This is a genomic window from Pectobacterium peruviense (assembly GCF_002847345.1).
Classification (GTDB): domain Bacteria; phylum Pseudomonadota; class Gammaproteobacteria; order Enterobacterales; family Enterobacteriaceae; genus Pectobacterium; species Pectobacterium peruviense.
On the sequence record NZ_LXFV01000013.1, the window covers coordinates 185,442 to 208,455 of the forward strand.

The following is a 23,014-nucleotide window of genomic DNA, read 5'->3' on the forward strand; positions in this document are numbered from 1 at the left end:
GGAGTTAATACCATGAGTCTTAACGTATTCTGGTTTCTGCCCACCCACGGAGACGGTCGCTATCTGGGTAGCACCGAGGGCGCACGTCATGTTGACTACAGCTATCTGCAACAGGTGGCGCAAGCCGCCGAACGACAAGGATTTGGCGGCGTGCTGCTGCCGACTGGCCGCTCCTGCGAAGATTCCTGGCTGGTCGCGGCCTCGCTGATTCCGGTAACGCAGCGGCTAAAATTTCTCGTTGCTCTGCGCCCCGGTGTGATTTCCCCCACTATCGCCGCACGTCAGGCCGCCACGCTGGACAGGCTGTCTAACGGTCGGGCTCTGTTCAATCTGGTGACCGGCGGTGACCCGGAAGAACTGGCCGCCGAAGGGCTGTTCCTCAGCCATGAAGAGCGCTACGAAGCCTCAGCGGAATTCACCCATATCTGGCGCAGGCTGCTGGAAGGTGAAACCGTTGATTTCGCCGGTAAACATATTCAAGTAAAAGACGCCAAACTGCTTTATCCACCCGTTCAGCAGCCACGCCCACCGCTCTATTTTGGCGGTTCATCTGAGGCGGCGCAGGATCTGGCAGCAGAACAGGTCGATCTCTACCTGACATGGGGTGAACCACCTGAGCAGGTTAAAGAAAAGCTGGCGGAAGTCCGCGCTAAAGCGGCAGCGCAGGGGCGTGAGGTCCGCTTCGGTATTCGCCTGCACGTCATCGTGCGGGAAACCACCGAAGAAGCCTGGGAGGCTGCCGATCGATTGATTTCCCATCTGGATGAAAAAACTATCGCCGATGCACAGGCGGCGCTGGCACGTTTCGATTCTGTCGGACAACAGCGGATGGCTGCTCTGCACGGCGGCAAAAAGGACAAGCTGGAGATTAGCCCGAACCTGTGGGCAGGCATCGGTCTGGTACGCGGCGGTGCAGGTACGGCACTGGTTGGCGATGGCCCGACGGTTGCCGAACGCATTAAGGAATACGCCGATCTCGGGATTGATACCTTTATCCTGTCTGGCTATCCGCATCTGGAAGAGGCCTACCGCGTGGGTGAACTGCTGTTCCCGCACCTCGATCTGGCGCAACAGCCCACGCCGCTGCATGCCGTGAGTAATGCGGGAGAAGTAGTGGCAAACCGCTATGTGCCGCGCAAAGTCTCGCAAAGCTGAGGAACCCGATCATGGCAAGAACGCTCTCTTCACTGGCACAGCGGTTGGCACCTTTTCTGCTCCCCATCACGCTGCTCGTCGCGTGGCAGATCTCCGTCGAGTTCGGCTGGCTATCCAACCGGATTCTGCCTGCGCCCAGTTCGGTGATTACCGCAGGGTGGTCGCTCATCTATAGCGGCGAGCTTTGGCAGCATCTGGCTATCAGCGGCTGGCGCGCGCTGATCGGGTTTGCTATCGGCGGCAGTATCGGATTGGTGCTCGGCTTTATTACCGGGCTGTCGCGCTGGGGAGAACGCTTGCTAGACAGTTCAGTACAGATGATTCGTAACGTTCCTCATCTGGCACTGATTCCGCTGGTGATTCTGTGGTTTGGCATTGATGAGGCGGCCAAAATCTTTCTGGTCGCGCTGGGTACGCTGTTCCCAGTTTATCTCAACACCTATCACGGTATTAAAAACATCGATCGCGGCCTGCTGGAAATGGCACGCAGTTACGGGCTGTCCGGCATTAGCCTGTTCTATCAGGTGGTGCTGCCCGGCGCGCTGCCGTCCATCATGGTCGGTATCCGTTTTGCGTTGGGCTTTATGTGGCTGACGCTGATCGTCGCGGAAACCATTTCTGCCAACTCCGGCATCGGCTACCTCGCCATGAACGCCCGCGAGTTCCTGCAAACGGACGTGGTGGTAGTTGCCATCATCCTTTACGCCCTGCTCGGCAAGCTGGCTGATGTCAGCGCTCAGGGGCTGGAGCGCATTTGGCTGCGCTGGAATCCGGCTTATCAAACCTCATCGGGGGACGCATCATGACCGCTTTTACCGATTCTATAACGCACGCGCATTCGCCGTCGCCACTCACCAAAGGGACGCCGTTGGCGCTGGATGCCATCACCAAGCACTACGGCCACCGCACCGTACTGAATGACGTGCAGTTACGCATTCCTTCTGGGCAGTTTGTCGCCATCGTCGGCCGCAGCGGCTGCGGCAAAAGCACCCTGCTACGCCTGCTCGCGGGGCTGGAAGCCGCCAGCAGCGGTGAACTACTGACCGGCACTGCACCGCTCAGCAGCGCGAAAGACGACACGCGGCTGATGTTTCAGGAAGCACGACTGCTGCCGTGGAAAAAGGTGATCGATAATGTCGGGCTGGGGCTGCGTGGCAACTGGCGTGAGAAAGCGCAGGATGCGCTGACCTCTGTCGGGCTGGCGGATCGCGCTAACGACTGGCCAGCGGCGCTGTCCGGTGGTCAGAAACAGCGCGTTGCGCTGGCACGTGCGCTCATTCACCATCCACGCCTGCTGCTATTGGATGAACCGCTGGGGGCGCTGGATGCCTTGACCCGCATCGAGATGCAAAGCCTGATCGAAAATATCTGGCTCCAGCACGGCTTTACCGTACTGCTGGTCACGCACGATGTCTCCGAAGCCATTGCGCTGGCCGACAGGGTTATTCTGATTGAAGAAGGACGCGTGGGGCTGGATATCACGGTTGATTTGCCACGACCACGACGCCGTGGATCGGCGAAGCTAGCGGAACTGGAAGCCCGCGTGCTGGAGCGCGTACTGGCTCCGACCTCATCGCCCTTACCTCAGCAGGCGGCGATATAACCTTCATTCTGGCGAGCGAGACTGTGCATCTTATCGCCAGAATTAACATCAAAAATATTGACAAATATTCTCAAAACACTCCGTTTTATCTCCTCAAAGTATCAGCGTAGTATCCTCTTCATCGAAAGGAAATAACCTTTCACTCCAAACAACATTGAACAGGATACATCACATGAAAAACGTAAAATTCTTCGCTGCTGCTGTCGTACTTTCTACTCTGTCTTTCGGTGCTTTCGCGGCCGATCAAGTGTCTTCACAACAGGCACAGAGTCTGGAGAAAGTCGGCGTAGTCACCGCGACTGCACACAGTCTGGATTCACTGCAAGCACAGTTAGCTCAGAAAGCAGAAAAAGCGGGTGCGGGTGCCTTCACCATCACGTCTGCAACCGGTGACAACCAACTGCGCGGCACCGCCGTTATCTACAAATAATGTCTGCCGATAGACAATCAAAAAATTAAACGGACTTTCCTCACTCAAGAGGAAAGTCCGTTTTTTTATGGCTTTCGCCCGAACCCTACTGCACGCAAGTGACGAGAGTTATCCTACACGCTTCACTTCACCCACCAGTAAGATGTAAGACAGCGCGCCGACCAGCGCCACGCCAGCAATATAGGTCAGAGCGGGAGCAAAACCATAATCCTGTGCCAGATAACCGATAATCAATGGTACCGTGATACCGCCCAGACCGCCGACAAAGTTGAATACCCCGCCCGTCAGGCCAATCAGACGAATGGGAGCCAGCGACGACACCAGTGACCAGGTGATGGAGGCAAAGCCATTACCAAAGAATGCTACGGCCATCAAGGTCATAATCCATACCGGATCGTTCGTGTAGTTCGCTCCCATGATGCAGGTTGAAATCAACAGGCCACAGATAATCGGCGTTTTACGCGCCAGACCGATCGATTTCCCGCTACGCACCAGACGGTCCGCAACAAATCCAGACAGCAGCACACCAACGAACGCCGCCAGGAAAGGTACCGTCGTCATAAAACCAGCGGTCAGTGCGCTAATGTGTTTTTCTTGCGTCAGGTAGTTAGGGAACCACGTCAGGAAGAACCACAGCGTAGAGGTTACGGCAAACTGCCCGATATATACGCCCACCAGTTTACGGTTGAACACCAGTTTCCAGTCAGCCGCCGTCAATGGCGTACGTGCTTTTTTGTCGCTCGGCGCATCACCATCAACAATACCGCCGCCTTCGGCAATATAATCCAGCTCAGCCTGATTGATGCCTTTACTTTTCTTCGGTGGCTGATAAACGAAATGCCAGATCATTGCCCAAACAATCCCAACGCCACCGGTAACAATGAACACCCAGTGCCAGCTTAGGATTTCCTGCAACCAGATGAGTAATGGCGTAAGGAATGCCAGACCAACAAACTGCCCTGACGTATAAAATCCAACGGCAGAAGCACGTTCTTGCTCAGGGAACCAGCTGGTCACCATACGGTTATTCGTCGGAAACGCAGGCGCTTCAAACAGCCCGGTCACGGCACGCAAACCAATCAACGATGCCAGACCTGTGGCGAAACCTTGCAGTAACGTGGCAATCGACCATCCCATGATGGCAATAAAATAGGTAACCTTTGAGCCGACGCGGTCAAGGAACCAGCCGCCGGGTATTTGGCATAACGTATAGGTCCAGGCAAACGCGGAAAAAATATAACCCATTTGTGTTTTTGTAATGCCGAACTCTTCCTGAATATGTGCCGACGCCACAGCCAGGTTGGCCCGATCCACGTAGCAGATGACGACCGTAATAAAAATCATCAGCAAGGTGAAATAACGCCGTTTTGTAGGACGGGTAGTTAATGTCATATCCATCTTATGTTCCTGTTATTTATTAAACGGACTACCATAACCGTCATACTTCAAGTTGCATGTGCGTTGGCTTCGCTTAGTCACCCGAATCACTTACTTGAGTAAGCTCATCGGGACTCCCTCACTTGCCGCCTTCCTGAAACTCGAATTATTTAGGGTATACATTTGTTGCCCGCTATTTTTAATGTTCAACAACACCAGCAGTTGGTATGCTTTATTTTTTCTAATGAAATAAATAACTGCGCCCGCTCACTATATTTCCCTATTTATAATGGCGTTTTATTTTAATAATCCCGGTGGTGGCGTACTCATGATAAGTGGAAGATTACATTCCCCGACCCAGAAAAAATAAAACAGTAATCCCTCACGAAATAATCGATTTCGTGATAATCCATGACTGTTCTATTCCATTGCGCCGGGGAAATGCGTTATGTATTACCGGTTATTCAACACCCATGCAGCTTGAGGCATGACGGGTCTTACCACTCGGCGACAGCACCGTCAGGATAACGCCATACCGGGTTACGCCAGTCTGGCGCATTTTTACTACGTTCGATAACCAGCTCTTCATTAATTTCCACGCCGAGGCCCGGTTTATTTAATGGATAGAAATGGCCGTCAGTCATAGCAAAGTCTTCTTTATTAATGACGTAGTCCAACAGCTCGGCACCTTTATTATAATGAATGCCCATACTTTGCTCCTGCAATACGGCATTACGCGCAACAAAGTCGAGATGCAAACAGGAAGCCAGTGCAATTGGACCTAATGGACAGTGTGGTGCCAGCGCAACATCGTAGGCTTCCGCCATTGCAGCAATTTTAAAGCACTCAGTAATACCGCCCGCGTGCGACAGGTCAGGCTGAATAATTGCCAGTCCGCCGTCAGCCAGTACGCGTTTGAAATCAAAGCGTGAGAACATGCGCTCGCCCGCGGCAATCGGCAGGTGAGTTTGTGCAGCCAGACGAGGATAGTATTCCGCCTGTTCAGCCAGCACCGGCTCTTCAATAAACAGCGGACGGTACGGTTCCAACTCTTTGATCAGGATTTTCGCCATCGGCGCATCAACACGACCGTGGAAATCCAGACCGAACTCGATGCTGTTACCAAAGGCTTCGCGGATTTCAGCAACCACGGCCACCGCCGCATCTACTTTGCGCGAGTTATCAATGATGCCCATCTCTTCACAGCCGTTCAGCTTGAAGGTATCGAAGCCAATTTCGGTCAGCTTCTTGATGCCCGCAATCACTTCGGAAGGACGATCGCCGCCGACCCAGCTGTAGGCCTTGATCTTATCGCGCACCAACCCGCCCAGTAACTGATAAACCGGTACACCCAGCGCCTTGCCTTTGATGTCCCATAATGCCTGATCAATACCAGCAATGGCGCTCATCAGGATCGGGCCGCCACGGTAGAAGCCCGCGCGGTATAACACCTGCCAGATATCGTTGATACGTGCCGGGTCTTGCCCAATCAAATAGTCAGACAGCTCGTGAACGGCGGCTTCAACGGTGCGTGCGCGGCCTTCGATAACCGGTTCGCCCCAGCCGACAATGCCTTCATCGGTTTCAATCTTCAGAAACATCCAGCGTGGCGGCAGCCGATACGTGGTGATTTTGGTAATTTTCATTGAACAGCGTCCTTATAGGCGTTAACAAATGCATGTGCTTTTTGCGCGGTAACTTCAACCGACTGACCGGCTCGATACAGATCGCTGCCTAACCCGGCACCGATGCAGCCCGCACTAAGATAATCCTTCAGGTTTTCTGGCGTGACGCCACCGACGGCAAAGACGGGAACGTCCTTTGGCAATACCGCTTTCAGCGCTTTGATGTAGTCCGGTCCAAACGCCGATGACGGGAAAATTTTCAGAGATTGCGCACCCGCATCCAGCGCCGTGAAGGCTTCCGTCGCGGTGGCACAGCCTGGGCACACCGTCATTCCGTAACCCACCGCCCGACGAATCACCTCAGGAGAGATATTGGGGGTGACCACTAACTTGCTGCCAATTTCCTGTAACTTGTCGACATATTCGGCTTTCAATACCGTTCCTGCGCCAATCAGGGCGCGATCGCCAAAATGCTCCACCGCCAGTTGAATGCTTTCATACGGGTTCGGCGAATTCAGCGGGATCTCCACCGCATCGAATCCGGCATCCAGTAGCGCCGCGATATGTTCCAGCACCTCATCCGGCGTGATACCGCGCAGAATCGCAATCAAGGGAAGATTAGTATTCCAACTCATTAACAATGCTCCTTATTCCTGCCTGAAAAGCCCGATCGCCGTCCAGCTGCTGCCAGCGCAATCCAGCTTGTTGTAATGCTTTTTCGTAGCGCGCTGTCAGCGCAGGGGAGCCGATTAATGTAATGGTATCTCCCGCCGCCACCTGATAGTGGCGCTGCATTTGTGAGACCTCGTTGCCAATCAGCAGCCCGGACAGCCAGTCGCTAACGGCGCTTTTATCCAGACGCCCCAGCACATGCGCCGCACGGGTTTCAAACAGGCAACGGATAATGTTGTCGTCGGCAAAGCCCAGTTCCAGCCCTTTCTGGAAAGCATCGGGAGACGGCTGCTGTTCAGTCAGCCCCACGCCGATTAACGACTGCGTCATCAGTAGATGGTGCAATTCACCGGTCATTACCGTGCGGAAATCCAGCACGGTGCTGTCATCGGCCCGAACCCATTTCGAGTGGGTTCCCGGCATCAAATAAAGAGAGGAAGGACATTCGCTATACGCGCCAATCAACTGGGTTTCTTCACCACGAATCACATTGCAGTTATCGTCCTGCGCAATGCTCAGCCCCGGCACGATCCAGGCGGCTAGCGGCTGGGCTTCTTCCACGCGCGTCAGCCGATGGGCAACATCCGTCAGAGGAGTCGGGCATGCCAGATAAGGCACGGAAAGCCAGCCCGCATTGCTGCCGATCATACCCGCCATCACAACTGGCACGTTGTGCTGTTGCCACGGCGCAACGATCTGCTGAAAAACCTGCTGCGGTGTCTGGCCGTTCAAACGCGTGACGCCCGCTTCAGATTTCACGCTGTCGATACAGACGCCATCCAGATACAGCCACGCCCGTAGGTTGGTCGAACCCCAGTCAACGGCGATATAGCTTTCACTCATGTAATGTCCTTTAACCGTTTGGTCGAGCTGGCAATCATGGTCAACGCCGCCCGCTCTGCTGCTTCAATATCCTGATGCCGAATGGCATCGTAGAGATCCTGATGCTCACGCAATGTCCGTGGCATGTTGTCGTCGTCTGGCATATAGGTGCGTTCAAACACCGCACGCTGCAACGAGCTGATCGCGACACTTAACTGCTGTAGCACGGGATTGTGCACCGCCGCCAGCACCGCCTCATGGAAGCGAATATCTGCTTCATTGAACGCATCACGATTCTGATGGTTGGAAATCATGTCGTTCAGCGCCGCTTCAATCACCGCCAGCTCGCTTGAGGTCGCGCGTTCGGCAGCCCAACGAGCAATCGTCGGCTCCACCAGATTACGCACCTCGCTCATCGCGCTAATCAAGCGTGGGTCGTAGTCGCTTGCCAGAACCCATTGCAGAACGTCGGTATCCAGGTAATTCCACTGATTACGCGCAGCCACAAACGCGCCGCGATACCGCTTCACTTCCACCAGCCTTTTCGCCATCAGCGCTCTGAACACTTCACGAATGATGTTGCGCGAGGTCTGAAATTCTTCACACAGCTCAGCTTCTGCGGGTAACGGCATACCCGGAGCGTATTTCCCACCAACGATCTGTTGGCCAATATCCAGAATGATGCGGTCGGTTTTGCTTAATTCCTGCTTATTCATCATCACCTCAACGAGACAAAACGGATTGATATCACTGCACTTACTTTACCCGCCATGCCGCCTGACGTCGTCGAACTGTTGCACAATAACCGCATCATTCCCTCTTTTCTTGGCTTGATTGTAGTACCATTAATGCGTGTTGTACTACAATCTGGATCACAAAACGGACAATAAATACAATTTGGCAACATCATGTATTACCGGATTTCAACATCAGAGGAATTGAGCGCGCGAGGCGGGAAGGCGACAAAAGCACGCCAGCAGTATTGATAAGGAAAGAAAGAAAGAAAGAAAGAAAGAAAGAAAGGAAGCAGAGAGATCAGAAGAAAAAGAATGACGGTTCAAACCCTACGCAATGCGCATGTAACAGAACCGTCATTAATGGCAAATTCAGATAATGGCTAAGTGCCACCTACTCCAGAACAAAATGTCCCTCTCCGACCTGCTTATAGCTGCGTGCCGGAGGATGGAAATCGGGGGCGCGTACCGGGCTGCGCAGTTCATCATTGGTGATATTACGCACCGGACGGGTGTCCGGGTCAGGCACAGGCACCGCAGAAATCAAACGCCGAGTGTAGTCATGCTGCGGATTGTCGAAGATCGCCGAACGTGGGCCGATCTCCACGATTTCGCCAAGATACATCACCGCTACGCGATGGCTGATACGTTCGACAACCGCCATATCGTGCGAGATAAACAGGAATGACAGCCCGAGCTTCTGCTGGAGATCCAGCATCAGGTTGATCACTTGCGCCTTGACGGACACATCCAACGCCGACACCGACTCATCGGCAATAATCACTTTCGGCTCCAGCGCCAGTGCGCGGGCAATACATACGCGCTGCCGCTGCCCACCAGAGAACTGATGCGGGAAACGCGTGGCCATATCGCCGGATAAACCCACCTGTTCCAACAGAGCGCTGACTCTCGCATTCACATTTTGTCGGGTCGCCAGCCCGTGCAGCAGCATCGGTTCGGCAATCGCTTCCCCTATCCGCATACGCGGATTCAGGCTTTCATACGGGTCCTGAAACACCATCTGAATCTGTCGCCGTGAATCGATCAGCGCATGCTTATCCGCCGTCAGGATATTTTTTCCCAGAAGCTGAATATCACCGCTGACGGCGTCGTTGAGACGAATAATCGACCGACCGGTGGTGGATTTACCACAGCCCGATTCGCCAACTAGCGCAAGCGTTTCTCCCGGCCAAAGCTCGAACGAAACATTCTCCACCGCATGAACCCGCCCAGACAGCCGACGGAAAAACCCTGATCGGATATCAAATCGGGTGACCAGATTTTTTACCGTCAGCACCGGTTCCTCGCCCGACACCGTATTCACCGCATCCGGCACTGGCTGGCGCTCGCCTGTCTTGAGATCCACTAGCGGAAAGCGCTGCGGCCATGCGCTGCCGGACATCGAGCCAAGCTTGGGCACGGCAGACAGCAGCATGCGGGTATAGGGCTGTTGCGGATGATGAAAGATTTCCCGCGTGACGGCATTTTCTACCATTTCGCCTTGATACATCACCAGCGTGCGGTCAGAGACTTCCGCCACCACGCCCATATCGTGGGTAATAAACAGCACCGACATCCCTTCTTCTTCCTGAAGGGTTTTTATCAGCGTCAGAATTTGTGCCTGAATGGTGACATCCAGCGCCGTTGTCGGTTCGTCGGCGATCAACAGCTTCGGGTGACAGGCCAGCGCAATCGCAATCACCACGCGCTGGCGCATCCCGCCGGAGAAACTTTGCGGATATTCGTTCAGCCGTGATTTGGCCGCCGGAATGCGTACTTTTTCCAGCAGTCGTATCGCTTCGGCGCGTGCTTCGGCTTTCCCCATGCCGCGATGACGGCGCAGCACTTCCGTAATCTGGTAGCCAATCGGCAAGACCGGATTCAGGCTGGTCATCGGCTCCTGAAAAATCATGCCAATGCGGTTGCCGCGCACATCCTGCATCGCTTTATTGGGAAGCGACAACAGTTCAGTGTCGCCGAAATAAATCTGCCCCTCAGTCCGACTTTGGCCGGGTGGCAGCAAGCGCATGATCGATTTCGCCATCACGCTTTTTCCTGAGCCGGATTCCCCCACCACGGCGACCGTTTCTTTCTCGCCAATCGTGAAGGATAAATCCCGCACCACATTCATCCACTCGCCGTTCACCTGAAAGGCAGTGGTCAGATGCGAAACGGACATAATCGGCGCTGTCATGTGTTCGTTACCCCTTATTTCCATGGGCGTTCCCACTGATTAATTCCGTGGGTTGAGGATGTCGCGTAGCGCATCCCCCACCAGATTGATCGCCACAATCAGCAGCAACAGCGTCAGCCCCGGAAAGAAGCTGATCCAATAATCGCCCGACATCAGGTACTCAAAACCGTTTGAGATCAGCAGCCCCAGCGACGGCTCCGTCACAGGCAGCCCAATCCCCAGAAACGAGAGCGTGGCTTCTAACATGATGGCGTAAGCGATGCGCATCGTCGCGACGACGATCAGAGGTGCCAGACAGTTCGGTAAAATATGGCGAAACAGAATGCGGCGGTTGGACAACGCCATGCTGCGCGCGGCGTCCACATAGCTGCGGCGACGTTCCACCAGCGCCGAGCCGCGAATCGTCCGCGCGTAGTAAGCCCACTGGGTTACCACCAGCGCCATAATGATTTTATCGACCCCTTGCCCCAACACTGCCAACAGGATCAGGGCAATCAGGATGGGAGGGAAACTGAGTTGGATATCCACGATGCGCATGATCGTGGCATCCGTTTTTCCACCGACGTAGGCGCTAATCAGGCCCAGTGAGGCACCAATCAGCAGCGCAAACACCGCACTAGAGAAGCCGACTATCAGGCTGATGCGAGTGCCGTAAAGAATGGCGCTGAACAGGTCGCGCCCCTGATCGTCCGTCCCCAGCCAGTACGTCATGCCCGCCATACTGGAGGAACCCGGCACAAGCCGACCATCCATGATGTCGAGTTGCATCAGATCGTAGGGATTCTGCGGCGACAGAAGTGGGGCAAGCAGCGCCAGCAGCACAAAAATCGCCAACATAATCAGCCCACACAGCGCCAACCGATCGTTGATCAGCGCCATCACCACGCGCATCACTGGATGTACGGTTTTTTGCACGACGGCGGGCTGGTGTATCGTATTGCCTGTCATCCCTTGTCTCCTTCCAGCCGCACACGCGGATCGACCATGACATACAGCAAATCGACCAGCAGGTTAATCACGCTGAACATCACGACGGTAATCATCAGGTAAGCAAGGATGACCGGACGGTCGAGCACAGCAATCGAGTCGATAATCAGCTTGCCCATACCCGGCCAGGCGTAAATGGTTTCCGTGACGACGGCGAACGCGATCAGCGATCCCAGCTCCAGACCCAGCACGGTAATTAAGGGAATCAGCGTGTTGCGCAGCACATGCACCAGCACGATACGGATTTCTGACAGCCCCTTCGCGCGTGCAAACTGCACATAATCTTGTTGCAGGCATTCCATCACCCCCGCACGCATCAGGCGGATGACCAGCGAGATTTTAAACAGCGCGAGGTTAAACGCAGGCAGGAGAAGATGTTCGAGGCCGTCGCGAGTCAGAAAGCTGAACGGGATACCCAATAGATCATGCGTATCGCCCCTGCCCGACGAGGGCAGCCAGCCGAGCTTCACGCTGAACAGCATGATCATCACCAGCCCGATCCAGAACGTGGGCAGGCTAAAGCCCAGAATGGAGAAGGTCATGATGGATTTGGACACCGCGCTGTCCGGCTTCAGGCCAGCGTAAATCCCCAGCGGGATACCGACAACCAGCGCCATGACGAACGCTACCATCGCCAGTTCGAGCGTCGCGGGCATCCGCTGAAAAATCAGCGTCAGCGCGGGTTGGTTAAAGATAAAAGACTTGCCCATATCGCCATGAAAGGCGTTCCAGACAAACAGCCCGTACTGTTCCCAGACGGGCTTATCCAGACCAAAGGACTGAATCACCGCCAGCCGTTCCGCTGGCGTGGCTGTTGCGCCCAACAGCATATCGACCGGGTTACCGACCAGATAAACACCCACAAACACCAGCACCGACATAACAGCAAGCGTCAGCAGCGTTTGTCCGATTCGGCTCAGCAGGTAGGCTATCATCAGCGCCCCCCAGAACCGTTTAATGTATCAACATCGTAGTGGCGCAGACGGTCAGCAATCAGCCCAAGAAATCCCTGTTCGTCGATTTCCCGCATGACCAGCGCATTCGCAGACTCACCCAGCTTGTTATAAAAATCGGCGAACACGTAACCCGCGGTCTTACCGGAAACCTCGACCCCGATACGCGCGTATTTTGACTTGAATAGCTCTGGCTTCAACAGCCATGCAATGACGGTCGCATCATGAATCGGTCCACCTTCACGACCAAAGCGTTCGACCTCGTTACGGTCAAACATAAGCAACAGTGCCGCCATCGCTTTACCCGGCGCACCGCCGCTGCGTTCGATGTCATCAACCTGTTCTGTCTGAATCAGTGCCTGAAAGGTCACATCCAACGGCATGACGACAACGGGAACACCGGAGGAAAATACGATTTCCGCCGCATGCGGATCGGCATAGACGTTAAAGTCTGCCCACGGCACGCGATTCCCCATCGCGGTAAAGGCACAGCTCATGGAAACAATCTGTTTGATGCCGCGTGCGACATCAGGGTGGAAACACAGCGCCAACGCCAGATTCGTCATCGGGCCGAGTGAACAAATGGTGATCGGATTATTGTCGGCAGCGGCCTGACGCGTCATCCGCACTAGAAAATCGACGGCGTGTTCCTGTTCCGGCGATAACGTGCTCTGCGGCACCCACTCAGAAGAAAATTCGCCGATATGGGCGTACTTACCGAACACCTGATCGCGAATGAGCGGACGCGAGGCACCAGCAAAAATGGGTACATCGGTTCTGCCCGTCAGGCCAACAACGTTGCACGCATTTGGCAACGTCGCTTCAAGCGGCACATTACCTGCTACAACGGTGATACCGAGCACGTCTAATTCGGGCGATGCCAATGCCAGCCAGATGGCGATTGCATCGTCAACGCCGGGATCGGTATCAATAATAATGCGCTCTCGAACCATGTCAGACACCCTCTCTGTAGCGGCTCAATAGGTCAGCAAACAGCTCGACAACCTGTTTGGCATCAACCCCTGTCACCACATCCACATTCGGCTGACGATCGGTTTTTCCATACCAGTCGGCAACGGTTTGCCCCATGCACAGCTCACTTTCCTGCTCAATGTAAACGCTGGCTTTTTCCGTCGTGAAACAGTGCGGCGCCAGAACCCAGGCAATGACCAACGGATCGTGTAGCGGACCACCGCGTGAACCATAGCGACGGATATCATTACGATCCCAAAACGCCATCATTTCACCCAGCGGCGCGGAAATTCGCCCAGATAGCGCAACGAAACGTGCCACTAATTCCGGTGTTAAAATCACCTGATGCGTAACATCCAGCGGCAGCGCAACAAGGGCAATCGACGAGTCAAATACCACCTTCGCGGCCTGCGGATCGGCAATCATATTGAATTCAGATGTCAGGCTGCGGTTGCCCGCTTCCCGATACGCGCCGCCCATCATCACAATGCGCGCAATACCGTCGGCAATCTCGGGTGCCATACGCAGCGCCATCGCCACATTGGTTAATGGCCCCAACGTACACAGCGTGATCGTCGTGCCGTCAGCTATCGCCTGCCGACACTGCTCAATAATAAAACTCACGGCATGCTGCGCTTCGGCCTGTTTTTGCGGTGCGGGCAACACCGTCTGGCCCAGTCCGCTTTCGCCGTGAAACTGGCCATGAATGGGTTCACGCAACAGCGGCCGGTGGCAGCCAGCGAAAACAGGGATATCCATGCGCTGACCCAGCTCAACAATTTGCAGCGCATTACGCACCGTCTTTTCCAGCGACTGGTTACCGCACAACGTGCAAATGCCGCGAATATCCAACTCTGGCGCCACAAATGCACTTAATAACGCAATGGCGTCATCTATCCCCGGATCACAATCAATAATAATAGGTAACGCGCTCATCCCCTGATGATTCCTTTTCTCTTTTTAATAGGTACTGCCAAATTTCAAGGTGCAGAAAACCCCACACCTCTACAGCGTGAAAAATAACAAATCTGGTTTGCGTTAGAGGGAATCGACAGACGCTAAAACGTCAGCGATCTCCTTACGCGCCTTTTCATCCAGCGGTTGCTGAGGCGGCAACGGGTCGCCTACGGCAAATCCCTGCAATTGCAGCGCCGCTTTAATACAGCCGGCAATGGAATAACGGGCAAAGATTTCATTGATGCGCCACAGCGGACGCTGAAGCTCCATTGCTTTGTTCCAGTCACCCGCACGGGCGGCTTCATACAAAGCAATACTCTGTTTGGGAACGATACACGCCGGGCCAGCCATCCAACCCACACCGCCAATCAGCATCACACAGGCGGGAATATGAGCGGACGCGGAGAACACGTCCATCCGGCCACGGGTACGTTCAATGATGGACAGCAAACGCCCAGTATTCGTCGAGGCGTCTTTGATATAGAGGATATTACTGACATGACTCAAGCGTTCGATAACGGGCAAGCTCAAATCGGAGCGCTGGAACTGAGGATTGGTGTAAAGCACAACCGGTTTGCCCTGTGCGGCTTCGGCAATAGCGCGGAAATACTGTTCGACGCCTTCGTCTTTCAGTGGAAAATAGGCTTCGAGTACCGCAAGAATGCCATCTGCACCGAGTTCAACGTAGCGTTTCGTTTGTTCAACGGCATCCTGAATCGTTGTGGAAGCGACACCGGCGATCACCGGCACACGACCCGCCGTCGTCTCAATGACGGTTTTGACCACATCCAGACGCTGAGCCGCAGAGAGATAGGCAAATTCACCGGTGCTACCTAACGGCACGACGCCATGCACACCGCATTGAATCAGATGCTCAGTGAGTTGCGCCAACACAGGCTTATCAACCTGACCATCGGGCCTGACGGGTGACACCAGATAGGGAAAAACACCGCTAAACGTATTCACACCGCTCTCCTTGTTATTGGTAATAAGGGGTGAAGCCTCACCCCTTTTGGATCATAACTGAAAGGTAACTATTTCGCGGAACGGACGAAGTACGGCAGCGTGTAGGCATCGGAACGGCCCACATAGGTATACTGCTTTTTCATCGCCCAGGTGTTGGACAGGAACATCACCGGAATGACACCTAAATCGTTCATACCGATGTTCATCGCCTCTGCCAGCAGCGCATCACGCTTGGTTTCATCCAGCGTGACACGTGCTTCGTTCAGCGTTTTATCAAAGACAGGATTGGAATAGCGACCACGATTACCCTGTCCTGCATTGGGGCCAAAGGTTTCTAGCAATGGCCCCAATACTCCAGAAGCTTCCCCGGTTTCAATCGCGGCCCCGCCCATAATCAAACTGAATTCGAGACGGGACGCACGTGAGAAGTACACACTGCCGGGCATCGTAACCACTTCGGTTTTGATGCCGACGCGTGTGAACATTTGGCCAATGGCCTGAGCAATTTTAGAATCATTAGGATAACGATCGTTCGACGCGTGGAAGGTCAGCGTGAAGCCGTCGGGGTAACCCGCCGCTGCCAGTTCCTGTTTGGCTTTCTCCGGATTATAAACCGGCGCAGGAATGGAAGCGGAATAGCCTAGGTACCCCTTCGGTACAAGCTGAGAAGCAACAACAGCCTGCCCCTCCATCACACGGTCGACGATTGCCTGACGATTAAGAGCTAAAGACATCGCCTGGCGTACTTCTTTTTTTAGTAATGGGTTTTTACCATCAGGACCTTTAGCGAACGGTGATTCATCTCGCTGCTGGTCCATATGAAGGTAAATAACACGATTCCCTGGTGTTGAAATCGTTTTTAACTGCTTATTTTTTTCAATATTACTGCTGTCGGCTGTTGGAACGTTTTCAATCATGTCCACATCACCGGATAACACTGCTGCTACACGTGCACTACTGTTTTTAAATACACGGACAGTAACGTTGTCCCACTCTGCTTTTCCTCCCCAGTAATCGTCGTTACGACTAAGGACTACCCGGTCGTCCGGCACCCAGGAAACAAATTTGAATGGCCCTGTACCAATCACATCTGTTCCTGAATTCAACGTTTCCGTTGGGACGTTCTCAAGTCGGGCCGGTAAAATGGAAATCCGACTTAAATTATTCAGCAGCAGTGGCGAAGCCTCTTTTGTCTTTATCCGCACCGTTAGTGGATTAACTTCTATTACTTCAGCAATGTCGCTGACGTAAGGTGCGTAAGAACTAGGGCTGTTTTTTGATGCCAGCGCAACACGCTTAATGCTGGCAATCACATCTTTAGCCGTAAAATCACTGCCGTCGTGAAACTTAACGCCAGGACGCAATACAAACTCCCACGTCTTGTCGTCAATCACTTTCCAACTGGTTGCCAGGGCAGGTGCAATCTGCTGTTTTTCATCCTGTACAACCAAACCGTCAAAAATATTGCGCGCCATTGCGCTATTCGCCCCACTCACATAAAACTGCGGATCCATTGATGTGGTGGAGGAAGCCAAACCGATATTCAGGTCCGCGCTATAAACCAAAGGTGAAGATGAAAATAAAACGGTAAACAATAACGCCAGCGTTGATTTCTTCATTCACTAACCCTCTATTCCATGATTGAGTACTGATGAAGTGTATTAAATCTTATGATTGTGAGTCTATGCGCCAGATTGGATAATGAAAAATTGCATTTTGTGTTAAATTGATAACTAAATGTTATGTTTTAAGGTGACGAGCATGCGTATCAATCCCCGTCAGGTTGAAGCCTTTCATAAAGTCATCCTCACCGGAGGCATCACCGCTGCCGCCAACATGATGTTCATCACCCAGCCCGCGGTCAGTCGGCTCATTAAAGACTTTGAAGACGCACTGAATCTGAAGCTGTTCGATAGAGACGGACGCGGCCTGATTCCGCGCGCTGAGGCGATGAAGCTATATCGGGAAGTGGAGCGTCTTTATCTGGGGTTGGATCATATCGGGATGATTGCCGATGAAATTCGCCACGCCAGAGGCAGCATACTGCGCATCGCTGCCGTTCAGGCGCTCTCGTTTCTTTGCTCAGACCAGGTTCTCCCTACTTTACTCAAGAAATACCCCGATCTTTCCCTGTTTTTAGACATCGAAAGCAGCAGCCGCATAACGAATGCTATTTCTGAAAATCACTATGACGTTGGTTTTATTTTTGGCCAGCCGGGCATCAAAGGGCTGGAAGCCGAACCCCTGGCGGACGCCAGTGCTGTCGCGGTGTTAGCGGTGGATCACCCCCTTGCCACAGCGGATGAAATTACGCTTGTCGATCTGGCTGGCACCCGCGCCATTTTGCCGGGCAGAACCACGCCGCTACGGGCACAGCTCGATATTGCCATCAGAAAAGAACAGAGCTATCTGCATAACCCTATCGAAACCTCAATGGTTAACTGCTGCGTGCTGGCTTCAAGAAACGTCGGTATCGGGGTCGTGGATTTTATTACTGCGCTGAACAGCCCTTCTCCGGTTATCGTTAAGCCTTTCAATCCTGATATAAAAATGGCGTATTGCGCGGTATATCCCCCACAAATTCCTCGCAGCCAAGTGGTTAATCACATCACTCAGGTTATGAAAGAAAAAATAGCGGAGAGTCTGGCATTAAAATAATTTCCAGCCGAAGCCTTTATTTTTATTAATGTATTTATTGAATAATGAATTTCAGGGTTATTATTTTATATAAAAAACAAACTCACTCCCAATTAGGTATATTACCTTTATGTTCAAGAGTGCCTCTCTTAATTAATATTATATTGATTTTATTATTTTTATCAAAACCGATTACAATATTATCTCCTTCCTGAGCCTTATCCATCACAATATTCCCACTAAAATATAGTCTATGTTCTGTTCTTGTGCTGTGCTCTTCTCTGGCATCATACCAGGTAACAGATTCTATACAATTTACACTCTCACCTCTTATAAAAAACAAAGCATCCTGTTTAAATCTATCTAATCCAAAAATATTCTTCAGTGCTCTAACACCATTAAATTCATGCTGATTTGAGCGATTTCTTTCTGCTTCTACTGCTGACAATGTTTTGATACATGACCTTTCAAGATAAAAAGGGGATTTTGACATATATAACCTCTTATAAAATCCGTAAAAATTGGTATTAAGAAAAGGAATTATAGTAACTGCGAATAAACTAACATCAAGAAATAATAGAATTATTTTTCATTAATGCGATCTGCCATTGAGTTTAGCTTGAAAATGGCTTTAAGGCGCAAAGCTAGTTTCAACCATTATGTAATTTTCTTTAAACTTTTCATTCATAATGGAGCCATTTAGTGATACCCTGTCACTAGTATCTCCCTTTTAAATGGTGTTGAAAATGAAAAATGTTGAACTGATTGCACAAAAATTAATTAAAGATAATGAGCAAGATCAGCTTCAGAAAAGAAAGGAAGATAAAGACCTGGTCAAAAAACTTGTTGATATTTATGATCAAAAACATGTCTCTGAAGCGCTTCGTGCTATTAGTCACAGTGAATGGACTCGTGAAACTCTCAATCGCTGGCTGAACGGGAAAATGCCACAAAAGCCACTGACCGATCTGGAAGTAAAAATGCTTAACAGTTTGCTCCCATCCCCCCCTGCCCACCATCCTAACTATTCGTTCCAATTTATCGATCTATTTGCTGGTATAGGCGGGATAAGAAAAGGATTTGAAGATATTGGCGGGCAATGTATTTTTACCAGTGAATGGGACAAAAATGCAGCCAGAACTTACAAAGCGAATTGGTACTGTGACCCCAAAAGTCATATTTTTAACTCTGATATCAGAGACATTACACTAAGTAATGCTTCTTCAGTCAGTGAAAAAGAAGCATATGAAAACATAGATAGAGAAATCCCAGACCATGATGTATTGCTGGCGGGTTTCCCTTGCCAGCCTTTTTCGCTTGCTGGTGTATCAAAGAAAAATGCTTTAGGCCGTGCCCATGGGTTTGAATGTGACACACAAGGGACTTTATTCTTTGATGTTGCAAGAATTATTGCGGCCAAAAAACCGCCTATTTTCTTATTAGAAAATGTGAAAAACCTGAAAAGCCATGATAAGGGAAAAACATTTCGGGTCATCATGCAAACACTGGATGAACTGGGATATGTGGTTGCTGACGCTGAACATTCAGGAGCGCATGATCCTAAAGTTATTGATGGTAAGAACTTCTTACCTCAACATAGAGAACGCATTGTTCTTGTGGGATTTAGACGTGATCTCAACATTCACAAAGGATTTTATCTGAAAGAAATTAACAAATTCTTTCCAGATAAAAAATTAACTATCAAAGAGTTACTCGACGGAAATGTTGATAAAAAATATATCCTTACTCCGACTTTGTGGAAATATTTATATAATTACGCAAAAAAACATCAGGCCAAGGGAAATGGGTTTGGGTTTGGCTTGGTATCACCTGGTAATCCAGATAGTGTCGCCCGAACTTTGTCAGCTCGTTACCACAAAGATGGCTCAGAAATACTGATAGACCGTGGATGGGATCGGGAGCTAGGAGAAAAAGATTTCGATAATGAAAAAAATCTGGAAAATAGACCAAGAAGGTTAACTCCTCGTGAGTGTGCTCGCTTAATGGGATTCGAGTCTCCTGGTGAAAAATCATTCTGTATCCCTGTATCAGATACCCAAGCATATCGGCAATTTGGGAATTCTGTCGTTGTTCCTGTCTTTGCAGCTGTTGCAAAACTGCTAAAGCCTTATATTGCTAATGCAATTAAGTCAAAAAACAGCAAAAAAGTCGCGTAAGGTATAAAAATGGCTGATGTTCATAACCCCGCGATTCGTAGTAAAAATATGAAGGCGATCCGCAACTGTGATACAGCCATTGAAGTTAAACTGGAAAAAATCCTTGAGGACTTAGGCTTAAAGTTTCGAAAACAGGTAAAAGATTTACCTGGAAGACCTGACTTTGTTATTGATGAGTATAAAAAAATTATCTTTACGCATGGATGTTTTTGGCATCATCATGAGTGTTATCTTTTCAAAATTCCAGAAACTAGAACTGAATTTTGGATGGAGAAAATTGGAAAAAATGTTACCAGAGATAATAATATATACAAAGAACTCAATAATGAAAACTGGCATATTATGATTATTTGGGAATGTGCTATAAAAGGTAAACAAAGACTATCTTTTCAAGATCTATCAGAAAGGATAGAAGAATGGATTTGTGCTGGAAGTGGCTCAGTAGAAATAGATACTAAAGGGATACATAATAAATATGCTTGAAAAATTATCTAACCATTTTGAAGTCGCTGTTGCTAAATACCTTTCTGCCGTCGATGTTGATTCTAAAAAATCTAATCAGCACGAAATTGGTGGGTTAGTAAAAGCAGGATTTTCCCGATACCTTCCCGTTCCAAAAAATGGTGAAAAGATATTATTTAATGCTAACCTTATTTATATATCAGGTGAAGAAAGCGATCCCATTTCTTATGAGGATACGCTAACATGGTACGATACCCGCCATAATCAAAAGAATAGAAATCCAGAATATAGAATGTATTATAAAACCAATCCCGTATCTTCAATGATGAATGAAGGGGATTTCTTTCTTATTATAAAAAAAATTAACGAGGATTTGTTAATAATTATTACTCCGTCAGGTTCTGCTATAGAATTCCAGCTAAAAAATTTATTTGGAATTAATAATATCAGTAATGAATTTTCTCAATCGTCTATCGAAGGAAAGTCTCTTATTCTTCCAGTAAGAATGCTATTTGAAGATTTGGGAATAGAGCTTGAAGAATCAGAAAGCAAGAATGATAACTTACTCGAAATATTGCTGAGACGTTTTCCTGATGGTTTTCCAAAATCAAAAGAATTCTCTTTTTTAGCAAGGGAGAAAATGCCAGGAGAACCATTATATGAGCCTGATGAAACCTTAATGTTATGGCTGGAGCAAGAAGAAAAATTGTTCAGAACATACGAACGTTTTGAAGTAGCTAAAAAACTTGCTCAGGGATTTGGTGAAAATGGCAATAATGTTGATGATTTTATTGATTTTTCCCTAAGTGTACAAAATAGACGCAAGTCCCGTGTTGGCTTTGCGTTTGAAAACCATTTGAACTATTTATTTAGTCTGCATGGGTTAAAATTTCAGCAAGGTTCGTCAAAAAATACGACTGAAAATAAATCTAAACCAGACTTTCTCTTTCCTGATTTTTCTGCTTACCATGATCCATTTTTCCCCAAAGAAAAACTAAGACTGCTTGGCGCTAAAACGACATGCAAGGATAGATGGAGACAAGTTCTGGCCGAAGGAGATAAGATCGGACGTAAGCATCTAATTACTATACAACCAGGAATTAGTGAGCAACAGTTAACAGAAATGAAGAATAAATCACTTCAGTTAGTTGTTCCTTATTCTGTTCAGTCAATATATCCAGTGTCATTCATTAGCGATTTGCAAAGTGTTGTAGATTTCATTGCTGAAATAAAAAACATTCAAGCAATGAATTGAAATAATAACTACCCTATAAGGCTACGTTAAAAGTAGCCTTATAGTTCTTCGATATTCTTATCACCTCTAAGCATTCAGCACGAATTTCTCGATCGCGTAGGCGACGCCGTCTTCCATGTTGGATTTGGTGACGAACTGGCTGGCTTCTTTCACTTCATCGATAGCGTTGCCCATCGCGACGCCGATTCCCGCATAGCGAATCATCGCCAGATCGTTCTGCTGGTCGCCCAGAGTCATGACGCTTTCGCGTGGGATATTGAGGTGCTCCGCCAGCATCTTCACGCCTTCACCTTTGTTCACGCGCTTATCCAGAATTTCCAGATAGTATTCGGCGCTCTTCATGATGGTGTAGCGTTCAAACGCTTCCGGTGGCAGTTGGCTGATGGCGCGATCCAAGATCTCTGGCTCATCAATCATCATCACTTTCGGGAACGTCAGGCTGCGATCCATTTCCTCTACCGCACGATACTTCAACGGCATCCCGGTCAGGTGAGATTCATGGATGGTGTAAGGGCTGATGTCTTTATTGGCGGTATAGACGAAATTGAAGTCCAGCGCGTGGAAATGGATGCCCAATTTGCAGGCCAGCGCTTCGAAATAGAGATAATCGTCGAAGCTCAGCGCGGTTTGCGCCACACAGTCACCGTTGACCGTACGCTGCACTAGCGCACCGTTGTTGGTGATGCAGTAACAGCCTTCCTGCTGCAAATCCAGCTCCATCAGGTAGCGTTCAACGCCGATGTAGGGGCGGCCGGTTGCCAGCACGACCTGCACACCTTTCTCTCTGGCGGCAGCAATCGCGGCTTTTACCGCAGGTGAAATTTGATTTTGGGGCGTCAGTAACGTCCCGTCCATATCAATAGCGATCAGTTTTACAGACATAGTTTTTCCAGCATCAAGTTATCTGTTTTCATGCTAACGCGATTCAGCGATGAAGTCGTTAGTGAAATACGGCAGGGTGACAGGCATATGACACGCAACATAAAAAGCCGTGCGGTTAAGCACGGCTCTGTGAAAAATGTTTCCTTCAATCGCC

General features: G+C 50.4%; 22 protein-coding genes. 8 read left to right on the forward strand and 14 right to left on the reverse strand.

The features are described 5' to 3' along the window. Positions 1 to 12 precede the first annotated feature (12 nt). From ssuD to bhsA, 4 genes are all read left to right on the forward strand, one after another. Positions 13 to 1,155, forward strand: a complete 1,143-nt coding sequence (gene ssuD / locus A0G03_RS11955; protein ID WP_048263266.1) for an FMNH2-dependent alkanesulfonate monooxygenase — start codon at positions 13 to 15, stop codon at positions 1,153 to 1,155. Positions 1,156 to 1,166: 11 nt separating this feature from the next. Continuing rightward, complete coding sequence (ssuC, locus tag A0G03_RS11960) at positions 1,167 to 1,961, forward strand: aliphatic sulfonate ABC transporter permease SsuC (protein ID WP_011095872.1); 795 nt, start codon at positions 1,167 to 1,169, stop codon at positions 1,959 to 1,961. Further along, on the forward strand, positions 1,958 to 2,758 hold the full coding sequence (gene ssuB / locus A0G03_RS11965) for an aliphatic sulfonates ABC transporter ATP-binding protein (RefSeq protein ID WP_011095873.1): 801 nt from the start codon (positions 1,958 to 1,960) through the stop codon (positions 2,756 to 2,758). Before ssuC ends, ssuB begins: the two co-directional genes overlap by 4 nt. A 172-nt stretch (positions 2,759 to 2,930) precedes the next feature. Further along, positions 2,931 to 3,188 (forward strand): multiple stress resistance protein BhsA, encoded by a 258-nt coding sequence (bhsA, locus tag A0G03_RS11970; RefSeq protein ID WP_048263269.1) that lies wholly within the window; start codon positions 2,931 to 2,933, stop codon positions 3,186 to 3,188. A 108-nt stretch (positions 3,189 to 3,296) separates the two neighbouring features. On the opposite strand, the gene A0G03_RS11975 is transcribed toward bhsA, so the two are convergent. The 12 genes from A0G03_RS11975 to A0G03_RS12035 all read right to left on the reverse strand — a co-directional run bounded on the left by A0G03_RS11975 (position 3,297) and on the right by A0G03_RS12035 (position 17,066). Then, positions 3,297 to 4,586, reverse strand: coding sequence for an MFS transporter (locus A0G03_RS11975; RefSeq protein ID WP_048263271.1), 1,290 nt, complete (start codon positions 4,584 to 4,586; stop codon positions 3,297 to 3,299). 476 nt (positions 4,587 to 5,062) lie between these two features. After that, the gene (dgoD, locus tag A0G03_RS11985) at positions 5,063 to 6,211 is read right to left on the reverse strand and encodes a galactonate dehydratase (RefSeq protein WP_005976723.1); all 1,149 of its coding nucleotides are present in this window, start codon (positions 6,209 to 6,211) and stop codon (positions 5,063 to 5,065) included. Next, positions 6,208 to 6,825 (reverse strand): 2-dehydro-3-deoxy-6-phosphogalactonate aldolase, encoded by a 618-nt coding sequence (locus A0G03_RS11990; RefSeq protein WP_011095876.1) that lies wholly within the window; start codon positions 6,823 to 6,825, stop codon positions 6,208 to 6,210. The genes dgoD and A0G03_RS11990 overlap by 4 nt, the downstream gene beginning before the upstream one ends. Beyond that, the gene (locus tag A0G03_RS11995; protein ID WP_048263274.1) at positions 6,809 to 7,705 is read right to left on the reverse strand and encodes a 2-dehydro-3-deoxygalactonokinase; all 897 of its coding nucleotides are present in this window, start codon (positions 7,703 to 7,705) and stop codon (positions 6,809 to 6,811) included. The genes A0G03_RS11990 and A0G03_RS11995 overlap by 17 nt, the downstream gene beginning before the upstream one ends. Continuing rightward, on the reverse strand, positions 7,702 to 8,400 hold the full coding sequence (gene dgoR / locus A0G03_RS12000) for a D-galactonate utilization transcriptional regulator DgoR (RefSeq protein ID WP_048263276.1): 699 nt from the start codon (positions 8,398 to 8,400) through the stop codon (positions 7,702 to 7,704). Before dgoR ends, A0G03_RS11995 begins: the two co-directional genes overlap by 4 nt. A gap of 412 nt (positions 8,401 to 8,812) precedes the next feature. Continuing rightward, positions 8,813 to 10,612 (reverse strand): ABC transporter ATP-binding protein, encoded by a 1,800-nt coding sequence (locus A0G03_RS12005; protein ID WP_048263279.1) that lies wholly within the window; start codon positions 10,610 to 10,612, stop codon positions 8,813 to 8,815. A 39-nt stretch (positions 10,613 to 10,651) separates the two neighbouring features. Then, positions 10,652 to 11,560 (reverse strand): ABC transporter permease, encoded by a 909-nt coding sequence (locus tag A0G03_RS12010; protein ID WP_039294453.1) that lies wholly within the window; start codon positions 11,558 to 11,560, stop codon positions 10,652 to 10,654. Further along, positions 11,557 to 12,534, reverse strand: coding sequence for an ABC transporter permease (locus A0G03_RS12015; protein ID WP_048263282.1), 978 nt, complete (start codon positions 12,532 to 12,534; stop codon positions 11,557 to 11,559). Before A0G03_RS12015 ends, A0G03_RS12010 begins: the two co-directional genes overlap by 4 nt. After that, a complete protein-coding gene (locus A0G03_RS12020; protein ID WP_048263286.1) occupies positions 12,534 to 13,505 on the reverse strand; it encodes a nucleoside hydrolase in 972 nt (323 codons plus the stop codon). The genes A0G03_RS12015 and A0G03_RS12020 overlap by 1 nt, the downstream gene beginning before the upstream one ends. Position 13,506: 1 nt before the next feature. Continuing rightward, entirely contained in the window at positions 13,507 to 14,460 is a 954-nt protein-coding gene (locus tag A0G03_RS12025) for a nucleoside hydrolase (RefSeq protein WP_048263290.1), read from the reverse strand. 102 nt (positions 14,461 to 14,562) lie between these two features. Further along, positions 14,563 to 15,447 (reverse strand): dihydrodipicolinate synthase family protein, encoded by an 885-nt coding sequence (locus A0G03_RS12030; protein WP_048263293.1) that lies wholly within the window; start codon positions 15,445 to 15,447, stop codon positions 14,563 to 14,565. Positions 15,448 to 15,515: 68 nt separating this feature from the next. Further along, complete coding sequence (locus tag A0G03_RS12035; protein ID WP_048263296.1) at positions 15,516 to 17,066, reverse strand: ABC transporter substrate-binding protein; 1,551 nt, start codon at positions 17,064 to 17,066, stop codon at positions 15,516 to 15,518. A 142-nt stretch (positions 17,067 to 17,208) separates the two neighbouring features. Between A0G03_RS12035 and A0G03_RS12040 the strand changes: the two genes are divergently transcribed. Beyond that, positions 17,209 to 18,105 carry a LysR family transcriptional regulator gene (locus A0G03_RS12040; RefSeq protein WP_048263299.1) on the forward strand — a complete coding sequence of 299 codons (897 nt, stop codon included), beginning with the start codon at positions 17,209 to 17,211 and terminating at the stop codon, positions 18,103 to 18,105. A gap of 82 nt (positions 18,106 to 18,187) precedes the next feature. Here A0G03_RS12040 and A0G03_RS12045 read toward each other — a convergent pair whose 3' ends face one another. Next, the gene (locus tag A0G03_RS12045) at positions 18,188 to 18,577 is read right to left on the reverse strand and encodes a hypothetical protein (protein WP_048263303.1); all 390 of its coding nucleotides are present in this window, start codon (positions 18,575 to 18,577) and stop codon (positions 18,188 to 18,190) included. Positions 18,578 to 18,830: 253 nt separating this feature from the next. Here A0G03_RS12045 and A0G03_RS12050 point away from each other — a divergent pair, with 253 nt between their 5' ends. From A0G03_RS12050 to A0G03_RS12060, 3 genes are read left to right on the forward strand one after another with little or no spacing between them, the layout of a single operon-like run. Then, complete coding sequence (locus tag A0G03_RS12050) at positions 18,831 to 20,261, forward strand: DNA cytosine methyltransferase (RefSeq protein ID WP_048263305.1); 1,431 nt, start codon at positions 18,831 to 18,833, stop codon at positions 20,259 to 20,261. Positions 20,262 to 20,270: 9 nt separating this feature from the next. Beyond that, positions 20,271 to 20,744, forward strand: a complete 474-nt coding sequence (locus A0G03_RS12055) for a very short patch repair endonuclease (RefSeq protein ID WP_048263307.1) — start codon at positions 20,271 to 20,273, stop codon at positions 20,742 to 20,744. Next, positions 20,737 to 21,978, forward strand: a complete 1,242-nt coding sequence (locus A0G03_RS12060; protein WP_048263309.1) for a type II restriction endonuclease — start codon at positions 20,737 to 20,739, stop codon at positions 21,976 to 21,978. Before A0G03_RS12055 ends, A0G03_RS12060 begins: the two co-directional genes overlap by 8 nt. A gap of 66 nt (positions 21,979 to 22,044) precedes the next feature. Here A0G03_RS12060 and yidA read toward each other — a convergent pair whose 3' ends face one another. Further along, a complete protein-coding gene (gene yidA, locus A0G03_RS12065; RefSeq protein ID WP_048263313.1) occupies positions 22,045 to 22,860 on the reverse strand; it encodes a sugar-phosphatase in 816 nt (271 codons plus the stop codon). Between the last annotated feature and the right edge of the window lie 154 nt (positions 22,861 to 23,014).

What these genes read in the sequence shown, in the direction of transcription:
- A0G03_RS12050 (WP_048263305.1), top strand. Translation starts at nt 18,831, where the DNA reads ATGAAAAATGTTGAACTGATTGCACAAAAATTAATTAAAGATAATGAG.
- dgoR (WP_048263276.1), bottom strand. Translation starts at nt 8,400, where the DNA reads ATGAATAAGCAGGAATTAAGCAAAACCGACCGCATCATTCTGGATATT.
- ssuC (WP_011095872.1), top strand. Translation starts at nt 1,167, where the DNA reads ATGGCAAGAACGCTCTCTTCACTGGCACAGCGGTTGGCACCTTTTCTG.
- A0G03_RS12010 (WP_039294453.1), bottom strand. Translation starts at nt 11,560, where the DNA reads ATGACAGGCAATACGATACACCAGCCCGCCGTCGTGCAAAAAACCGTA.
- A0G03_RS12040 (WP_048263299.1), top strand. Translation starts at nt 17,209, where the DNA reads ATGCGTATCAATCCCCGTCAGGTTGAAGCCTTTCATAAAGTCATCCTC.
- A0G03_RS12055 (WP_048263307.1), top strand. Translation starts at nt 20,271, where the DNA reads ATGGCTGATGTTCATAACCCCGCGATTCGTAGTAAAAATATGAAGGCG.
- bhsA (WP_048263269.1), top strand. Translation starts at nt 2,931, where the DNA reads ATGAAAAACGTAAAATTCTTCGCTGCTGCTGTCGTACTTTCTACTCTG.
- A0G03_RS11990 (WP_011095876.1), bottom strand. Translation starts at nt 6,825, where the DNA reads ATGAGTTGGAATACTAATCTTCCCTTGATTGCGATTCTGCGCGGTATC.
- A0G03_RS12005 (WP_048263279.1), bottom strand. Translation starts at nt 10,612, where the DNA reads ATGACAGCGCCGATTATGTCCGTTTCGCATCTGACCACTGCCTTTCAG.
- A0G03_RS12020 (WP_048263286.1), bottom strand. Translation starts at nt 13,505, where the DNA reads ATGGTTCGAGAGCGCATTATTATTGATACCGATCCCGGCGTTGACGAT.
- ssuD (WP_048263266.1), top strand. Translation starts at nt 13, where the DNA reads ATGAGTCTTAACGTATTCTGGTTTCTGCCCACCCACGGAGACGGTCGC.
- A0G03_RS12060 (WP_048263309.1), top strand. Translation starts at nt 20,737, where the DNA reads ATGCTTGAAAAATTATCTAACCATTTTGAAGTCGCTGTTGCTAAATAC.
- A0G03_RS11995 (WP_048263274.1), bottom strand. Translation starts at nt 7,705, where the DNA reads ATGAGTGAAAGCTATATCGCCGTTGACTGGGGTTCGACCAACCTACGG.
- A0G03_RS12015 (WP_048263282.1), bottom strand. Translation starts at nt 12,534, where the DNA reads ATGATAGCCTACCTGCTGAGCCGAATCGGACAAACGCTGCTGACGCTT.
- yidA (WP_048263313.1), bottom strand. Translation starts at nt 22,860, where the DNA reads ATGTCTGTAAAACTGATCGCTATTGATATGGACGGGACGTTACTGACG.
- ssuB (WP_011095873.1), top strand. Translation starts at nt 1,958, where the DNA reads ATGACCGCTTTTACCGATTCTATAACGCACGCGCATTCGCCGTCGCCA.
- A0G03_RS11975 (WP_048263271.1), bottom strand. Translation starts at nt 4,586, where the DNA reads ATGGATATGACATTAACTACCCGTCCTACAAAACGGCGTTATTTCACC.
- A0G03_RS12045 (WP_048263303.1), bottom strand. Translation starts at nt 18,577, where the DNA reads ATGTCAAAATCCCCTTTTTATCTTGAAAGGTCATGTATCAAAACATTG.
- A0G03_RS12025 (WP_048263290.1), bottom strand. Translation starts at nt 14,460, where the DNA reads ATGAGCGCGTTACCTATTATTATTGATTGTGATCCGGGGATAGATGAC.
- A0G03_RS12035 (WP_048263296.1), bottom strand. Translation starts at nt 17,066, where the DNA reads ATGAAGAAATCAACGCTGGCGTTATTGTTTACCGTTTTATTTTCATCT.
- dgoD (WP_005976723.1), bottom strand. Translation starts at nt 6,211, where the DNA reads ATGAAAATTACCAAAATCACCACGTATCGGCTGCCGCCACGCTGGATG.